We start from the raw sequence: 14,359 nt of genomic DNA, 5'->3' as shown, positions 1-14,359 counted from the left end.
CACGTAGACACACACGAATGTCGCTTGTGATCATCGATGGCGAAGGGGAGTAGTTCCGTCCTGGTGCAGCACCGGACGCGGCGTGTCGACATAGTGGCGATCAGGACGATCCGCCCGGTACGTCACCTCAGGTGATGAGGCGAGCGAGACCTTCGGCCCAAGGGCCGGAGTGTGTCGCGCTCTGGCGTCGTGCTGATCATTGGAGTGAACTCATGCCCGCTGCACTGTTGCGCCGTGTCGGTTTGTGCCTGGCCATCGCGGCCCCGGCCATCATCGTCCGATTCTCCGGCCTCGAGATCCCACCGCTTGCGGGCATGCTGGTCTTCGGTGCGGCGATCGTCGCCTCCGCCTTCCTGCTGGCGTGGGCCGCGGAAGCGGCGCAGAAGGACATCGCCGGGGCCCTGGCCATCGCGATCCTGGCGGTGATCGCCGTGCTGCCCGAATACGCCGTCGACCTCTACTACGCCTTCCGGTCCGGCACGGACCCGGCGTACGAGCAGTATGCGGCGGCGAACATGACCGGATCGAACCGGCTGCTGTTGGGCTTCGGTTGGCCGCTCGTGGTGATCGTGGCCCTGCTGGTGGCCAGGAAGACCGCCAAGGCGGAGGGCCGCCCCAGCCTAGGGTACCTGCCATTGCCGCGCGGCAGCCGCCTGGAGACCGGGTTCCTGGCCCTCCTGGGCCTGCTGGCCTTCGTGATCCCCGTGCTCGGGCAGATTCCCTTCTCGTTCGGCGTCCTGTTGGTGCTGGTGTTCGTCTGGTATCTCTGGCGTTCGGGTCAGGTCGAGAGCGAGACCGAGGAAGAACTCGTGGGGCCGGCCAAGCTGATCGGTGATCTTCCGCGCAAGACGCGCCGGGCGACAGTCATCGGGCTCTTCGTCGTCTCCGCATCCCTGATCCTGGCATCGGCCGAACCGTTCGCGGACGCGCTCGTCGAGTCCGGGTCATCGCTCGGCATCGACAGCTTCTTCCTGGTCCAGTGGCTCGCGCCCCTGGCTTCGGAGGCGCCCGAGTTCATCATCGCGGTGATGTTCGCCCTGCGGGGCATGGGCGCAGCCGCCATCGGGACCCTAATCGCCGCGAAAGTCAACCAGTGGAGCCTGCTGGTCGGTTCCCTCCCCATCGCGCACCTGGCCGGCGGCGGCGGTTGGGACCTGGCCCTGGACGCCCGGCAGACCGAGGAATTCGTCTTGACGGCGACGCAGACGCTGATGGGACTCGCGATCATTCTTGCGCTCCGTTTCCACTGGCAGTCCGCGATCGGCCTGGCGGCGATCTTCGCCGTGCAGTTCGCGGTGACGGACACCACCGGCCGCTACGTCCTGAGCGCGCTGCAGGCAGCGATCGCAGTAGTGTGGCTGATTGTCCATCGCCGGGAGATCGGGCCCACCCTGCGAGTCCCATTCCGGCGCCCACAGAGGTCAGCGGACGCTGAGCCGGCCATGCTGGAGGCGAAGTAACGGGCTATGGTTGCCGTCGATGGTGTCACCAAGGTGGTCGAGGACTACCTGACGCTGATCTGGAAGGCCCGGGAATGGCCCACGGACGGGCGACTGCCCACCACCTCCGACCTGGCCGCGTCCCTCAGCGTCACCCCACCGTCGGTGACGGCGAATCTGAAGAAGCTCGCTCGGCAGGGGCTGATCGAGTACGAGCCGTACGGGGAGATCCTGCTGACGGAAGCGGGACAAGAGATCGCCGTGCAGGTCGTCCGCCGACACCGCATCATCGAGACCTACCTGATGCGCTTCCTCGGCCTGACCTGGGACCAAGTCCACGCTGAGGCGGACGAACTCGAACATGCCATCTCGCCGTTCGTGCTCGAACGGATGGACGCCGCTCTCGGCTACCCGGCAGTCGACCCACACGGCCACCCGATCCCCGGTAGGGCAGAAGATGAACGACCGCCCGGCAGTCCGTTGAGCACGGTCGAGGTCGGGCAACTCGTCGTTGTCGTCAGGGTCTCCGACCTCAATCCGGGCATCCTGCGGTACTTGGCCGACGCCGGTATCACTATCGGCACCGAGTTGACCATCGACGAGGCGTTGGATGACACCGGGCTCCTGACTGCTCGGGTCGAAGGTGGGCGCTCCTTCCAGTGCAGTGCGCAGATAGCGGGCGCCGTCTTCACGGTGCCCACTGCTGTGCCTACGACGACCGAAGACCGGTCGTCGTAGACGCAGCAGGTATAGGCCGAAATCGACCGGTTCTGACACGTTGCTGCGACCGCCGTCGAAAACCCATAACCAGCAGGTCAGAATGCATGTCCAATGACATACTGTGTCAGAACGAGACCGAGTTGGATTCTGGAACATTTGGGGGAGTGGGATGCCGTCACGCTTGACGGTTGTCGATGGGACTGGCCGTGAGGTCGACGTCGAGGAGCCGCGAATCACGCCCAACGGCGTGAGCCTGGGCTACGCCCGCACGTCGACGAGGGATCAGTCGCTCGAGCTGCAGCGCCGGGCCCTGGAGGCTGCCGGCTGCTTCGACGTCTACGCCGACCGAGGCGTGTCCGGGAAGACGATGGCGCGGCCGCAGCTCGACATGTGTCTCCGCGCTTTGCAGCCGGGCAACACACTGGTGGTGTGGAAGCTGGACAGGCTCGGCCGGACGGTGAAGGGCCTCGCGGCCCTGCTCGATGAGCTGGCGGACCGCGGTGTTGGGTTCCGGTCGCTGACCGAAGGCATCGATACCGCGACTCCCACAGGCCGCCTCATGTTCCACGTGATTGCCTCCGTCGCGGAGATGGAACGCGAGCTGATCCGGGAGAGAACGAAGGCCGGTCTGGCCGCGGCGGCCGGCAAGGCCGGACGCCCACGAGCCCTCGAGCCGCACGACGTCGACCTGGTGCGCCGGCGGCGGGCCGAGGGGTGGACGCTGAATGCCATCGCAGCGGACCGGAAGGTCAGTCGGTCCACCATCATCCGCGCCCTCGACGTCGACGGCAATACGGAGCTCTGACGGGGCATGGTCGCGGTGGATCCGGACTGCATCGAGTACGGGTGCACGCACCCGCACGTAGGCCTGGACGAGTGGGCGCTGATGTGGATGCGCGGCCTCGAGCCACGCGAGATCGCTCGGCACTGCGGCGTGGACTCGTGGCGGGTGAACCAGGCGATCGCCGTGCGCGTGCGCCGCGACCCGACGATGCCGGCCCGTCGGCTCAAGAGGCACCTGCACCCGTTGCCGGCGACCCTCACCCAGAGGCAGGACTTCGGGCAGAAGATGGCCGACTACCGCGACTGGCTGCAGCGCAACGGGCGCGAGCCCCGCGAGAACAGCGGGAGCCGGTATGAGAGGGAGCTGTACGGGTGGCTGGCCCGCCAGCGGGCTGCCGAGCGCCGGGGGAACCTCAGTGCTGACAGGGCGGCAGCACTGGACGGGGTGAGTCGGTGGCGCCGGCCAGCGCTTGGCGCGTTGCGCGACGAGCACTTCGCTGAGCGGCTCGAGCAGCTGGCCGCGTTCGTCGATCAGCAGCATCGGATCCCGACCCGGTACGGGGGCGCGGGCGAGGAGGAGCGGCGGCTGGCGGTTTGGCTGATGGGGCTGCGAGCCGCCTCCCGAAGGTCCTGGCTCACGGCACACCGCGTGGAAGCGCTCGACGCCGTGGCGCCGGACTGGCGCGGGCGCAGGAGCCCACGGTTGCCGCAGGAGTAGGGCAGGGGGGGTACTCCGGGAAAAGCATGACAGCCGTGGACGGTCGGGCCGCATAGAGCAGCCGTGACCCCTTCACACAACAGGACCGTCCGGGCGCTCGTGAGCGTCGCCCTGGCCATCATGGTCCCCTTCGCCCAGCTCGCGGACCACTCTCCAACCCAGGTGATCCCGGCTGTGCCGGCGGCGATCACCGTCAACCCGCCGGCGACGTCGGTGGACGCCCGTCCCGTGGCTGGCGTAGTCATCCGCAGACGATGCTGATAGGTGCTCGACTACGCCCCACCCGGGTGACGTGACGCTGCTGCGGAGCCGCCGCCGGCGGCCGCCAGGCGGGCCGCGACCATGGGCACGGTCGCGCGGGCGACGTCGAGGTCGGCGCCGGCGTCGACGCACAACCGCATCGCCGCCACCGCCCACCAACACCCCGACGTCGGATCGGCCATCGCGGCCTTGTAGGTGCCGGCGGCCGCTCCGAGGAGGTCGCCGCGGCCGCCGGCATCCAGGTCGCCCCCATCGCCGTCCCGGCCGGGTTCCCCTCGCCGGCACAGGACTACTACGACGGGTCCGTCGACCTGAACGAGCACCTCATCCAGGACCGGACCTCCACGTTCGTGGTCCGGGTGTCGGGGGACTCGATGACCGGGGCCGGCATCAGCGACGGCGACGAACTCGTCGTCGACCGCGCCCGCCGGCCCACCGACGGTGCCGTGGTCGTCGCGATCCTCGACGGTGAACTGACCGTCAAGAGGCTCCGTCTCACCCGGGCCGGTGTCGTTCTGGCCGCGGAGAACCCGGCCTACCCCGAGTGATGGCTTCGCGCGGGATCTTCCAGACCTCCAAGCTGAAGCCACTGCTCGAGGAACGCGGGATCGACCTGTCCAGGGAGCAGGTGTATCGGCTGGTGACGCAACCGCCTCAGCGGGTGCGTCTCGACGTGTTGGCGGCGTTGTGCGATGCGCTGGAGTGCTCACTCGACGATCTCGTGACAATCGCTCGCCGAGAGGCATCGACCCCGGTGGCCGTGGGCGAGGAAGCGACGCGCGGGTCGATCGGTGATCTCCGTCCTGTCCGCGCAACCATCCGCCGTCCGCGTACGAAGTAGCCACGGTGGCCAAGCCTCCGCAGCAGCCGAGAGTCACGGAAGTTATCGACCTCGTGCGTCCCCTCGTTCCCGAGATCTTGCCCGAGCGTCTCGCTGAGATCGTGCATTCGGTTGCGCCAGTGCCCCTCACGCAGCGGCTTCTTGAGCTCGCGCTGATCAAGCAGCCTGGGGTCCTCGAGGGGCGGCATGCGAATGTGCCGGTGACCGTCCAGGATCTGGCCCGCGCGCTGGTAGAAGAAGGAGCAGACCGGGTAGTGCTGCCGACGTGCGAGTCCTGCGGCCGCTCGGTGAGAATGCCCCACAAGACGCCGAGCGGTGGTCGGCACTGCTCTCGTTGCGAGCGGAACGCCAGGTCCGTCTCCTGCGCTTCCTGTGGCCGGGTCCGACCCGTGCAGCGCACGATCGACGGACAGCGCTTCTGCCGCGAATGCTGGCGAGCCGACCCTCGATCGTTCGGTGACTGCTCGCGGTGCAGGCAGCACGCGACCATCATCGTCCGCCGCCCGGAACTCGTCTGCCTGGCCTGTTATACCGCACCGATCAAGACCTGCGGTCTCTGCGGAGAACCTGGCCGGGTCGCCTCCCACCTTGACGGGCGACGGGTATGCGCACGCTGCTATTACGCGATGCGTAGACCGCAGCCCTGTCCCGAGTGCGGGCGCAGGGTGTTCTTGACCGGTTTCATGAACGGTCAGAAGGTCTGCGCCGACTGCGCGGGCGCTCCGGTGACGATGGCCTGCCCTGGGTGTGGCTCGATCGAGGAGATCCGCAAGCATCATCTCTGCGTCGAGTGCCGCCGGCCCGTCGCGATCCAGCAGTTGCTCGCCGACGACGCGGGAGAGATCCGCGCGGACCTCCACCCCCTTGCGGACTATCTGCTCACGCACCACAGCAAAGCCGCATCGCTCGAACGCTGGATGCACAAGAGCAAGTGCGCGATGGTGCTCCGCGAGATCGCGGACGGAACCCTGCCACTCACCGCCGAGGCGATCATCACCCGAGCTCGGTCGGGACAGTCGGTAGCGTTCCTCCTCTCGCTTCTGGTCCGCTCAGGAGTGCTTCCGGAGATCGATGTCGAAGGCACGCGCTTCGACCACTGGCTCGATGGATGGTTGGCGGGCATCGAACATGCCGAGGACCGGCTGGTCCTGCGCCGGTACTGCACCTGGGAGCTCCTCCGGTCCACCCGGGCTTTCCGAGCGGTACCCCGCAGTACATCGAGTCCAGCCGCTGGCTTCCAAAGGCAACGGGCCGCGCTGAAGTACTGCGCCGCGCTTCTTCGAGAGATTCGGTCACAGCAAGAGACGCTGGCAACCTATCCGCAGCGCCGGCTCGACGCATATCTGACTGATTCACCGAGCCAGCGTGACGCGCTGGCACCATTCACTCGCTGGCTACGACGGCACCGGATGAGCACCCTCCGAGTCGAGTTCCGAGCCCATCGCCTCGAAGGGCGAAGCTACGCCTCCGACCACCGATGGCAGATGGCTCGCAAGTTCCTGTCGGATGCCGGCATGGACCCGAAGACCCGGGCAGCCGGGCTCCTCGTACTGCTCTACGGCATCCAGCTGACCCGCATCGTCACGATCACCCGGACACAGATCGATACGAGCTCGCGGCCCGTCACGCTGACCGTCGGGGCCGAGCCGATCGGGCTCCCCGAGATCCTTGGCGACGCCATCAGCGATCTCGCCGACGCCGCGAAGCACCATCCTGAAGGATGGCTGTTCCCCGGCCGGAACCCAGGCAATCACCTCACCCCGGGCCCGCTGAGCCGTCGTCTTCGCGCCGAAGGCCTGCTCGCGGGAAGCGCACGCACCACAGCGCTCATCGAGCTCACCCGGCAAATGCATCCCCGGATCGTCTCGGATCTCCTCGGCATCACGACCTCGTCCGCCGCCGCATGGTCGCGTCTCGCCGGCGGTGACTGGTCCGACTATCCGGCACTCCGTTCCGACCACGCCTGAACGAGCATCACACGTCAGCGCCCGGGCCGGAAATCGCTTCGCGCAACTGCTCGACGGTCGGCGACCCGGCGATCCCAGCTGGCGTGCGGAACATCCGGCAGGCGAGCCCGACGTGGGTACGCTCGTCGGCGAACGGGTCGATGCCGTCGACGAGCACGGTTGGGGAGCCGTGGAACCCGAGGCGCACGGCGTCCTCGGGGGTCTCGACCAGCTGACGTATGACCCTGACATCGGATCGGTCGTTGACTACTTCAGCGAGCCGCTGGTCGAGCACCTCCCAGTTGGGGCAGCCGTTGAAATACTGCAGGATGATCTCCATGATGGTCCTCTCAGTTCTCGTTGCCGCGGATCATCAGAAGCGCTCCGGCGATCGCGGCGGTGACGATCACGACGTCGGCGACGTTCCCGATGAACCAGTTCCCGTAGGCGAGGAAGTCCACGACGTGCCCCTGGGCGAACCCTGGAGCACGGAAAAGCCTGTCGCCGGCGTGGGAGGCGGCGGCCCCGCCAAGCGCGCCGATCACGATCGCCCACCCGGGGTGTCGGACACGGAACGCGAACACGATCGCGGTGACGGTGGCCGCGACGGCCACCAGCGCGAACACCCAGGTGGAACCCTCACCGAAGGAGAACGCCGCGCCGGGGTTGTAAGCGAGTTGCAGGCCCAGCAGGTCGCCGATCAGCGGGAGGCGCTCACTTACTGTGAGCGTGGCCTCCGCCCATGCCTTCGTCCCCTGATCGATCAGGAGGACGAGCCCGCCGAGCGCGAGTGCCCCCGCCGTGAGCCGCCAACGCCCCCTCTGCTGCCGCTCTCCCGACGTCAGCTCAGCATCGGCAGCCGCGTCCGGGGTCATGCGAGGACCTCGACGAGGCGGACGATGACGCCGGAATCGATCAGGATGAACAGGCCCAGGCCGATGAACACGACGGGTACGAGCCAGTGCTCGACGCGTTCAAGCGTTTCGGTGACGGCCTTGTGGGTTCCGATCAGGCGTCCAGCAGCGCACCAGACGGCGACGAGGACGAGGAACACCGCGATCATGACGACGACGTCGCCGGGCGAACTGGTGCGGAGGATCGGCGTGTAGAGGGAGATGTTGTCGGCCCCGTTGGCGATCGTGATCCCGGCGACGCCCCACAGCCCGACCGCGGTGATCTTCTCGTCGTCGTCATCGTCGTCACCGTTGCGTCGCAGGCCCCGCACGAGGGTCCAGATGCCGATGCCGAGCGGGATCAGGCCGAGGAAGCCCACCCATTCGTCGGGGACGATGGTCAGGCCGAGCGCGGCGATCACGCTGATCACGACGAGGGTGATGAACCCGAGGTACTGGCCTGCGACGATCTGCCACGGTCGCGGCTTCCCTCGGCTGGAGGCCAGGAACAGCACGGTCAGCACGACGATGTCATCGATGTTGGTCGCAGCAAACAAGCCGATCGCTGAGCCGATGGTCGCAAGCATCAGCTCTCCAGCCGTGGGGTACGCGTGCGGGCGGCGCGGAGTCCGTTGAGGATCACGACGACCTCGGCGATCTCGTGGACCAGCACCACAGCGGCGAGTCCGAGGACGCCGAACAGCGCGAGCGGCAGCAGCGCGGTGATGATCAGCAGCGACAGGACGATGTTCTGGTTGATGATGCGGCGTCCGCGGCGGGCGTGGTCGAACGCGCGCGGGATGAGGCGGAGGTCGTGGCCGGTGAACGCGACGTCGGCGGACTCGATCGCCGCGTCCGAGCCGGTCGCGCCCATCGCGATGCCGATGTCCGCGGCGGCCAGAGCGGGGGCGTCGTTGATGCCGTCGCCGATCATTGCAACCGACCCCGCCTTTGACAGCTCCCCGATCGCGGTCGCTTTGTCTTCGGGACGCAGTTCCGCGCGCACGTCGCTGATACCGGCCTGCGCTGCCAGCGCCCGTGCCGTGCGGGCGTTGTCGCCGGTGAGCATCGTCACCCCGACGCCCTGCGCCGCGAGAGTCCGCACCACTTCGGGGACCTCGGGACGCAGCTCGTCGCGGACGCCGATCGCGGCGACAGGGGCCCCGTCGCGGTGCACGATCACAACGGTCATGCCCTGCTCCTCCAGGCCCGCGACCTGGTCGCCGAGCACCCCGGCGTCGAGCCAGCGGGGGCTGCCGACGGTGATCCGAGTCCCGTCGATCTTGCCCTCGATGCCGTGCCCGGCCTGCTCGGTCACGCCCTCCGCAGCCTGGGCTCCGGGGGCTGCGGCGGTGATCGCCGCGGCCAGCGGGTGCGTGCTGTGCTGCTCCAGCGCGGCCGCCCAGGCCAGCGCCTGGGCGTCGGTCACGCCGTCCGCGGCGAGGACCGCGGTGACGGCGGGCTCGTTGCGGGTGAGGGTGCCGGTCTTGTCGACGGCGACGTGGCGGACCGTGCCGAAGCGCTCGAACACCGCGCCGGACTTGATGATCACGCCGAACTTGCTCGCCGCGCCGATCGCCGCGACCACCGTCAGCGGCACCGAGATCGCCAGCGCGCACGGGGAGGCGGCGACGAGGACGACGAGGGCTCGGGTGATCCACAGCTCCGGGTCCCCGAACAGCGAGCCGACCAGGGCGACCAGGGCCGCGAGGACCAGCACGCCCGGGACCAGCGGGCGCGCGATCCGGTCCGCGAGGCGCGCTCGCTCGCCCTTCTCCGCCTGCGCCTGCTCCACCAGCTCCACGATGGTCGTGAGCGAGTTGTCGGTGCCCGCCGCCGTCGTCTCGACCTCCAGCGCACCGGCGCTGTTGATCGCGCCGGCCGACACGGCGTCGCCGGGCTCGACCTCGACCGGGATCGACTCGCCCGTGATCGCCGAGGTGTCCAGGCTGGAGCGCCCCGCACGGACGACTCCGTCGGTCGCGATCCGCTCGCCGGGACGAACCACCATGACCTGCCCGACCGCGAGGTCCTTCGCCGCAATCTCCACCGAAGCGCCGTCGCGGCGCACGGTCGCGGTGTCGGGGACCAGCTTCAGCAGCGCTCGCAGCCCGCCGCGGGCGCGGTCCATCGCCTTGTCCTCCAGCGCCTCTGCGATCGAGTAGAGGAACGCCAGCGCCGCAGCCTCTTCGACGTAGCCGAGGACGACTGCGCCGACCGCGCTGATCGTCATCAGCAGCCCGATGCCCAGCTTGCCCTTGAACAGCTTCCGGATCGCGCCCGGCGTGAACGTCGACGCGCCCAGCAGCAAGCCGACCCAGAACAGCACCAGTGCCGGGATCTCCATGCCGGACCACTCAAGGATCAGACCAGCGAGGAACGCGACACCGGAGAAGACCGGCACCATGATCCCGCGGTCCCTCCACCAGGGCCGCTCCTTCTCCTCGCTCTCATCGACTGCCGTGGTCGTCGGCTCGTGCTCGCAGCCGCATGCCGCGCTCACGCGTCTGCTCCCGCTCCGCAGCAACCCGGAACGGTGCACGACGAGTCCACGCACGGAGCGTGCTCGTCGACAGCCAGAGTCACATCCACCAGCGCGATGAGAGCGGCCGCGNTCAGTATTGGTCCGTTCTCGCCCCGTGCAGTGCGAAGGTCAGCAGTGCTGGTGTCTCACCCCATCCTGACGCACAGGGGGCGGCTGGACGATCTCACCGAGTGGGCGCATGGTTTCACCGGCCGGGCCCAGTCGTTCCCCGGCTACCGGGCCTGGAGTCCCGCGGGGTGGTGGTCTTTCGGGCCCGCGGCGTCGTGACCGCGACGGGGTGAGCCATCGTGCGATGGTCAGTGAGAACGACCAAGAACTCACACAGAAAGACGACACCGCACGATGGCTCTTGACCAGTCTGCCCTCCTCGAGCTGCTCGGGGAACTGAAGCTCACCGGCACCACCGACCGCATCCGAGCCGCGACCGAGCGGCTCTACCAGGAGCTGATCGACGCGGAGACAGCCGCATTCATCGGCGCCGCCCCCTACGAGCGCACGAGCGAGCGCACGACTACCCGCAACGGTTCCCGGCCGCGGGTGCTGTCGACCACGGCTGGGGATCTGGAGTTGCGGATCCCGAAGTTGCGGCAGGGGTCGTTCTTCCCGTCGCTGCTGGAGCGGCGCCGCCGGGTCGACCAAGCCTTGTTCGCGGTCGTGATGGAGGCCTACCTCCACGGCGTCTCAACCCGGAAGGTCGATGACCTCGTCAAAGCGCTCGGCGCTGACACTGGCATCTCGAAGTCCGAGGTGTCCCGCATCTGCCAAGGGCTCGACGCCGAGGTCGCATCGTTCCGCGACCGCTCGCTGTCTGACATCGCCTACCCCTACGTGTTCCTCGACGCGACCTACTGCAAGGTCCGCATCGACCACCGTGTCGTGTCCCAGGCGGTCGTCGTCGCGATCGGCGTCGCCGCTGACGGGCGGCGGGTCGTGCTGGGCTTCGATGTCGGAGACAGCGAGACCGAGGAGTTCTGGAAGCAGTTCCTGCGCTCGTTGAAGACACGAGGTCTGGGCGGGGTGAAGCTGGTGATCTCCGACGCCCACGCCGGACTGAAGAAGGCCGCAGCGACCGTGTTGCAGGGCGCCGCCTGGCAGCGCTGCCGCGTCCACTTCATGCGCAACGTCCTGACCGCCCTCCCGAAGGGCCGGCAGGAGATGGTCGCCAGCGTGATCCGCACGATCTTCGCCCAACCCGACGCCGAGCACATCGATGCCCAGTTCGACGAAGTCGTGCGCATGATCGAGCGCGTCCACCCCAAGACCGCCGTGATGCTCACCGACGCCCGTGACGACATCCTCGCGTTCAAAGCGTTCCCCGCCCGGCATTGGCGACAGATCTGGTCCACGAACCCGCTGGAACGCCTCAATCGGGAGATCAAGCGCCGCACCGACGTCGTTGGCGTGTTCCCGAACAACGCCGCCCTGCTCCGCCTGGCCGGCTCCGTCCTCGTCGAGCAACACGACGAATGGGAAGCCGCCGACCGCCGCTACTTCTCCGAAGCCTCCATGACCGAGCTCACCGCGACCACCCCCACCATCGACGAGGCGGTGATACTCCCCGAGATCACCGCCGCCTAAACTAACGACAGCTGATCATCGCAACGAAGCGAAAGACCACCACTCAAACGGACGCGGCCCTACCGGGAGTCGAAGGTCCGAGTCTCGGAACGGCACCGGCGCCAGGTTGTCGTCGAGATCACGTTCGCTTCCCCCCATGACCTCATCCGGTGGGAGGACAGTAAGGAGCGGCAGGCGCACCTGCAACAGGCCGTGCCGCTCACGATCGGGCAGGCCCGTCCACTGACTCCGGACGCCCTCACCGGTGCAATCCCGACGGCCGGTCCCGCGCGCCCGCGGTGGTGGACGGCGCGATAACGCTGCACCCGAGCGCCCCGCCGAGACGATCCGGCGGGGCGCTCCCGTGTCCACCCCCCGGCCCGTCAAATGTCCGACCCCCCCCTACTACTGTTGTGTGTGTCAGATACACAACATGGCGCGAGCCGTTAGGCGCGGGCGGCGTGTGCCGGCATGCCGGACCGCCCCACCAGGGGCGAACGGCCGGCTTCGCCGACGCGATGACGCGCCGGCCGCGAGCGGGCGGATTTGCTCAGCGCGCCTGGAGGAGGCGCGCTTTCAGACGCTCTCCCCGCGCCTGGCGTTGGCTCTCCAGATCTCCCAGGCCCTCGTGAGCTGCCCGTTGTTGGATTCCGCGGCCGCGGCGCCCTCTTCTGCGGTGAGGGCGGTGTAGCCGCCGAGCTGACCGGCCGTCACCTGTGCTCGGGCGTTGAGGTCCGCGTAGACCGCGCGGGCGACCGCCTGCGGGATCGAGTCGCCCACGGCGACGAATCCGTGTCCTCGCATGAGTGCGACCGCCGCGCCCCCGAGGGTCGCAGCAAGGTCCGCGCCGAGCGAACCGCTGCGGATCAGCAGGTCGCTGGAGGACCCGACGCTGTCACGGATCTCGAAGACCGGGACCGCTTCGCCGAGGAAGCCCGCCATGTGCCACACCGCCTGCAGAGGCGTCCTGGAGATGCTGAAGGGCACCATCGACGCGGAGTGGCTGTGGACAACGGCCTGGACATCGGCGCGTGCCCGGTAGATCTCGCCGTGGATGAATCGTTCGAGATAGCTCGGTCTGTCGTCCGCGGTCGTCCCGTCCAATCCGATCACCTGAATGTCGTCGGGCGTGACGAGGCCGGGGGCCAGGTTTCTGGAGATGAGGAACCTGCTCGGGTCGTCGGGGTCACGGACGCTCACGTGGCCGAAAGCATCGAGGATGCCGTGGCGGACGAGAATGCGATTCGCATCGACGAGATCCTCTCGAACCCCTAGTCGATCACCAGTTGACATCCTTCATCGCTCCCTACTGCAGACGTACGTGTCGCTGTCAGCCCGAACACGCGGCTCACTCACCGTATACGGCGCTGTCACTCCTGCTCGACATCTCACGCGAACGCCTGCCCGAAGACCCGGACATCGCCCATCGCAGACGCGACCTGGATCAGCGTCGGCCCATCCTCGGCGAACGCGGCGGCGAACGCGCTCTCGAGCTCCTCCGGGTTGGACGCCCGCCAAGACTTCAGTCCCAGGCTTCGGGCGTACGATGCGTGGTCGATCGGGGGCCGGAAGGTCCAGCGCATCGCATCCTCTGCGCCGGGCTCTCCGAGCGAGCTGCCCATCGCTCCCGTCACGGTCGCGACGTCCCGCCAGCCCCCGTTGTCGAGGACGAGGTAGACGACCGGAACGTCGTACGCGGCAGCGGTGTGGATCGCTGTGGAGTTGAACATGAACCCGCCATCGCCGAGGACGGCGATCACTCGACGATCGGGACGAGCCATCTGGATGCCGACCGCCGCCGGCGCGCCCCAACCCTGAGCACTCGCCTTCCCCGAGAGGCCGAAATACGTCCACGGTGCGCCATAGTCGACGAGTGTGTCGATGAAGCCCTCCGCGGATCCGCACTGGTTGACGACGATCGTCTCGGAGCCGCCGAGGCGATGGATGAGGTCCGCGATGTGGGCCGCCGATACCGCGCCATCAGCCTCGCCGAGCAGGCGCGACCGCAAGGCTTCGCGGCCCGCTTCCCAGCGCTCTCTGAGCCCTCGCACCCGCCCGCCCGAGCTCACGGGTACCGCTCCGCCTTCAGCGAGGCGATCGGCGACCGCATCGAGCAGGCGCCCGGGGTGGCTGAGGATGCCGACCTGACCTGCGTACTGCCGGCGCAGAGCGAGCGGGTCCACGGTGACCTGCACCACGAGGCTGTCACCGAAATCCGGCAGGGGCATCGCCAGCCCCTCGGTGAGCTCGGCGCCGAGGAGGACGACGACGTCTGCGCCCTCCAGTGCAGGGCTCGATGCGGTCAGCTTGCCGACGTACCTCGGATTGGTGTTCGGGAAGGCGAGGTCGGCGCCCTTGATCTCCCCGAGCACGGACGCGTCCACCAGGTCGGAGAGCCTTTCCAGCGCGGCAATCGCACCGTACCGCGCGACCTCTGTCCCCACCACGATGACCGGACTGGCCGCCGTCCTGAGAATCTGGGCGAGACGCTCTACCGCATCCGGATCGAGCGCCTCATGCAGATACTCGGTCACCGGTCCCGGGGTGAACTCGATCTCCTCTTCCAGAAAGTCCATCGGAATGCCGAGGTGCACCGGACCGTAGGGAGGGGTGGAAGCGATCTGGAACGCTCGCTCGAGGAACTCCGGAAGCCGCT

15 protein-coding genes and 2 pseudogenes are annotated in these 14,359 nt (G+C 68.2%); 9 read left to right on the top strand and 8 right to left on the bottom strand.

The features are described from left to right. Window positions 1-212: 212 nt before the first annotated feature. From V6N00_RS10250 to V6N00_RS10230, 5 genes are all read left to right on the top strand, one after another. Window positions 213-1,460, top strand: a complete 1,248-nt coding sequence (locus V6N00_RS10250) for a sodium/calcium exchanger protein (RefSeq protein ID WP_334232063.1) — start codon at window positions 213-215, stop codon at window positions 1,458-1,460. Between the two features lie 33 nt (window positions 1,461-1,493). Continuing rightward, complete coding sequence (locus tag V6N00_RS10245) at window positions 1,494-2,177, top strand: metal-dependent transcriptional regulator (protein WP_334232062.1); 684 nt, start codon at window positions 1,494-1,496, stop codon at window positions 2,175-2,177. Between the two features lie 229 nt (window positions 2,178-2,406). Beyond that, a complete protein-coding gene (locus V6N00_RS10240) occupies window positions 2,407-2,964 on the top strand; it encodes a recombinase family protein (RefSeq protein WP_334232061.1) in 558 nt (185 codons plus the stop codon). Between the two features lie 6 nt (window positions 2,965-2,970). Further along, on the top strand, window positions 2,971-3,660 hold the full coding sequence (locus V6N00_RS10235) for a helicase associated domain-containing protein (RefSeq protein WP_334232058.1): 690 nt from the start codon (window positions 2,971-2,973) through the stop codon (window positions 3,658-3,660). A gap of 99 nt (window positions 3,661-3,759) precedes the next feature. Then, window positions 3,760-3,921 (top strand): hypothetical protein, encoded by a 162-nt coding sequence (locus tag V6N00_RS10230; protein WP_334232054.1) that lies wholly within the window; start codon window positions 3,760-3,762, stop codon window positions 3,919-3,921. An 11-nt stretch (window positions 3,922-3,932) separates the two neighbouring features. Here the strand turns inward: V6N00_RS10230 and V6N00_RS10225 are convergent, their stop codons facing one another. After that, complete coding sequence (locus tag V6N00_RS10225; RefSeq protein ID WP_188668857.1) at window positions 3,933-4,244, bottom strand: hypothetical protein; 312 nt, start codon at window positions 4,242-4,244, stop codon at window positions 3,933-3,935. Here V6N00_RS10225 and V6N00_RS10220 point away from each other — a divergent pair. The 3 genes and pseudogenes from V6N00_RS10220 to V6N00_RS10210 form a co-directional block, all read left to right on the top strand. After that, a pseudogene (locus tag V6N00_RS10220) lies at window positions 4,158-4,466 on the top strand (LexA family protein); the annotation flags it as partial. The gene V6N00_RS10225 and the pseudogene V6N00_RS10220 overlap by 87 nt on opposite strands. 2 nt (window positions 4,467-4,468) lie before the next feature. Further along, on the top strand, window positions 4,469-4,762 hold the full coding sequence (locus tag V6N00_RS10215; RefSeq protein WP_188668856.1) for a helix-turn-helix domain-containing protein: 294 nt from the start codon (window positions 4,469-4,471) through the stop codon (window positions 4,760-4,762). A gap of 683 nt (window positions 4,763-5,445) precedes the next feature. After that, the gene (locus V6N00_RS10210; protein WP_229660029.1) at window positions 5,446-6,729 is read left to right on the top strand and encodes a hypothetical protein; all 1,284 of its coding nucleotides are present in this window, start codon (window positions 5,446-5,448) and stop codon (window positions 6,727-6,729) included. A gap of 7 nt (window positions 6,730-6,736) precedes the next feature. Here the strand turns inward: V6N00_RS10210 and V6N00_RS10205 are convergent, their stop codons facing one another. From V6N00_RS10205 to V6N00_RS10185, 5 genes and pseudogenes are all read right to left on the bottom strand, one after another. Next, the gene (locus tag V6N00_RS10205) at window positions 6,737-7,048 is read right to left on the bottom strand and encodes a thioredoxin domain-containing protein (RefSeq protein ID WP_026936351.1); all 312 of its coding nucleotides are present in this window, start codon (window positions 7,046-7,048) and stop codon (window positions 6,737-6,739) included. Window positions 7,049-7,058: 10 nt separating this feature from the next. Beyond that, window positions 7,059-7,583, bottom strand: a complete 525-nt coding sequence (locus tag V6N00_RS10200; protein WP_026936350.1) for a signal peptidase II — start codon at window positions 7,581-7,583, stop codon at window positions 7,059-7,061. Next, complete coding sequence (locus V6N00_RS10195) at window positions 7,580-8,188, bottom strand: cadmium resistance transporter (RefSeq protein WP_076693368.1); 609 nt, start codon at window positions 8,186-8,188, stop codon at window positions 7,580-7,582. The genes V6N00_RS10200 and V6N00_RS10195 overlap by 4 nt, the downstream gene beginning before the upstream one ends. Further along, window positions 8,188-10,104, bottom strand: coding sequence for a heavy metal translocating P-type ATPase (locus V6N00_RS10190; RefSeq protein ID WP_028707591.1), 1,917 nt, complete (start codon window positions 10,102-10,104; stop codon window positions 8,188-8,190). The genes V6N00_RS10195 and V6N00_RS10190 overlap by 1 nt, the downstream gene beginning before the upstream one ends. After that, window positions 10,101-10,214 (bottom strand): annotated as a pseudogene (locus V6N00_RS10185) (Cd(II)/Pb(II)-sensing metalloregulatory transcriptional regulator CmtR); the annotation flags it as partial. The gene V6N00_RS10190 and the pseudogene V6N00_RS10185, both read right to left, overlap by 4 nt. A gap of 274 nt (window positions 10,215-10,488) precedes the next feature. Here V6N00_RS10185 and V6N00_RS10180 point away from each other — a divergent pair. After that, complete coding sequence (locus V6N00_RS10180) at window positions 10,489-11,724, top strand: IS256 family transposase (protein WP_046746337.1); 1,236 nt, start codon at window positions 10,489-10,491, stop codon at window positions 11,722-11,724. 555 nt (window positions 11,725-12,279) lie between these two features. On the opposite strand, the gene V6N00_RS10175 is transcribed toward V6N00_RS10180, so the two are convergent. Next, window positions 12,280-12,996, bottom strand: a complete 717-nt coding sequence (locus tag V6N00_RS10175; protein ID WP_062633823.1) for a class II aldolase/adducin family protein — start codon at window positions 12,994-12,996, stop codon at window positions 12,280-12,282. 95 nt (window positions 12,997-13,091) lie between these two features. Next, window positions 13,092-14,297 (bottom strand): thiamine pyrophosphate-dependent enzyme, encoded by a 1,206-nt coding sequence (locus V6N00_RS10170; protein ID WP_062633824.1) that lies wholly within the window; start codon window positions 14,295-14,297, stop codon window positions 13,092-13,094. Window positions 14,298-14,359: the final 62 nt, after the last annotated feature.

The organism is Tersicoccus mangrovi, assembly GCF_036881825.1.
Classification (GTDB): Bacteria; Actinomycetota; Actinomycetes; order Actinomycetales; family Micrococcaceae; genus Tersicoccus; species Tersicoccus mangrovi.
This window is presented reverse-complemented; position numbering and strand designations above follow the sequence as displayed.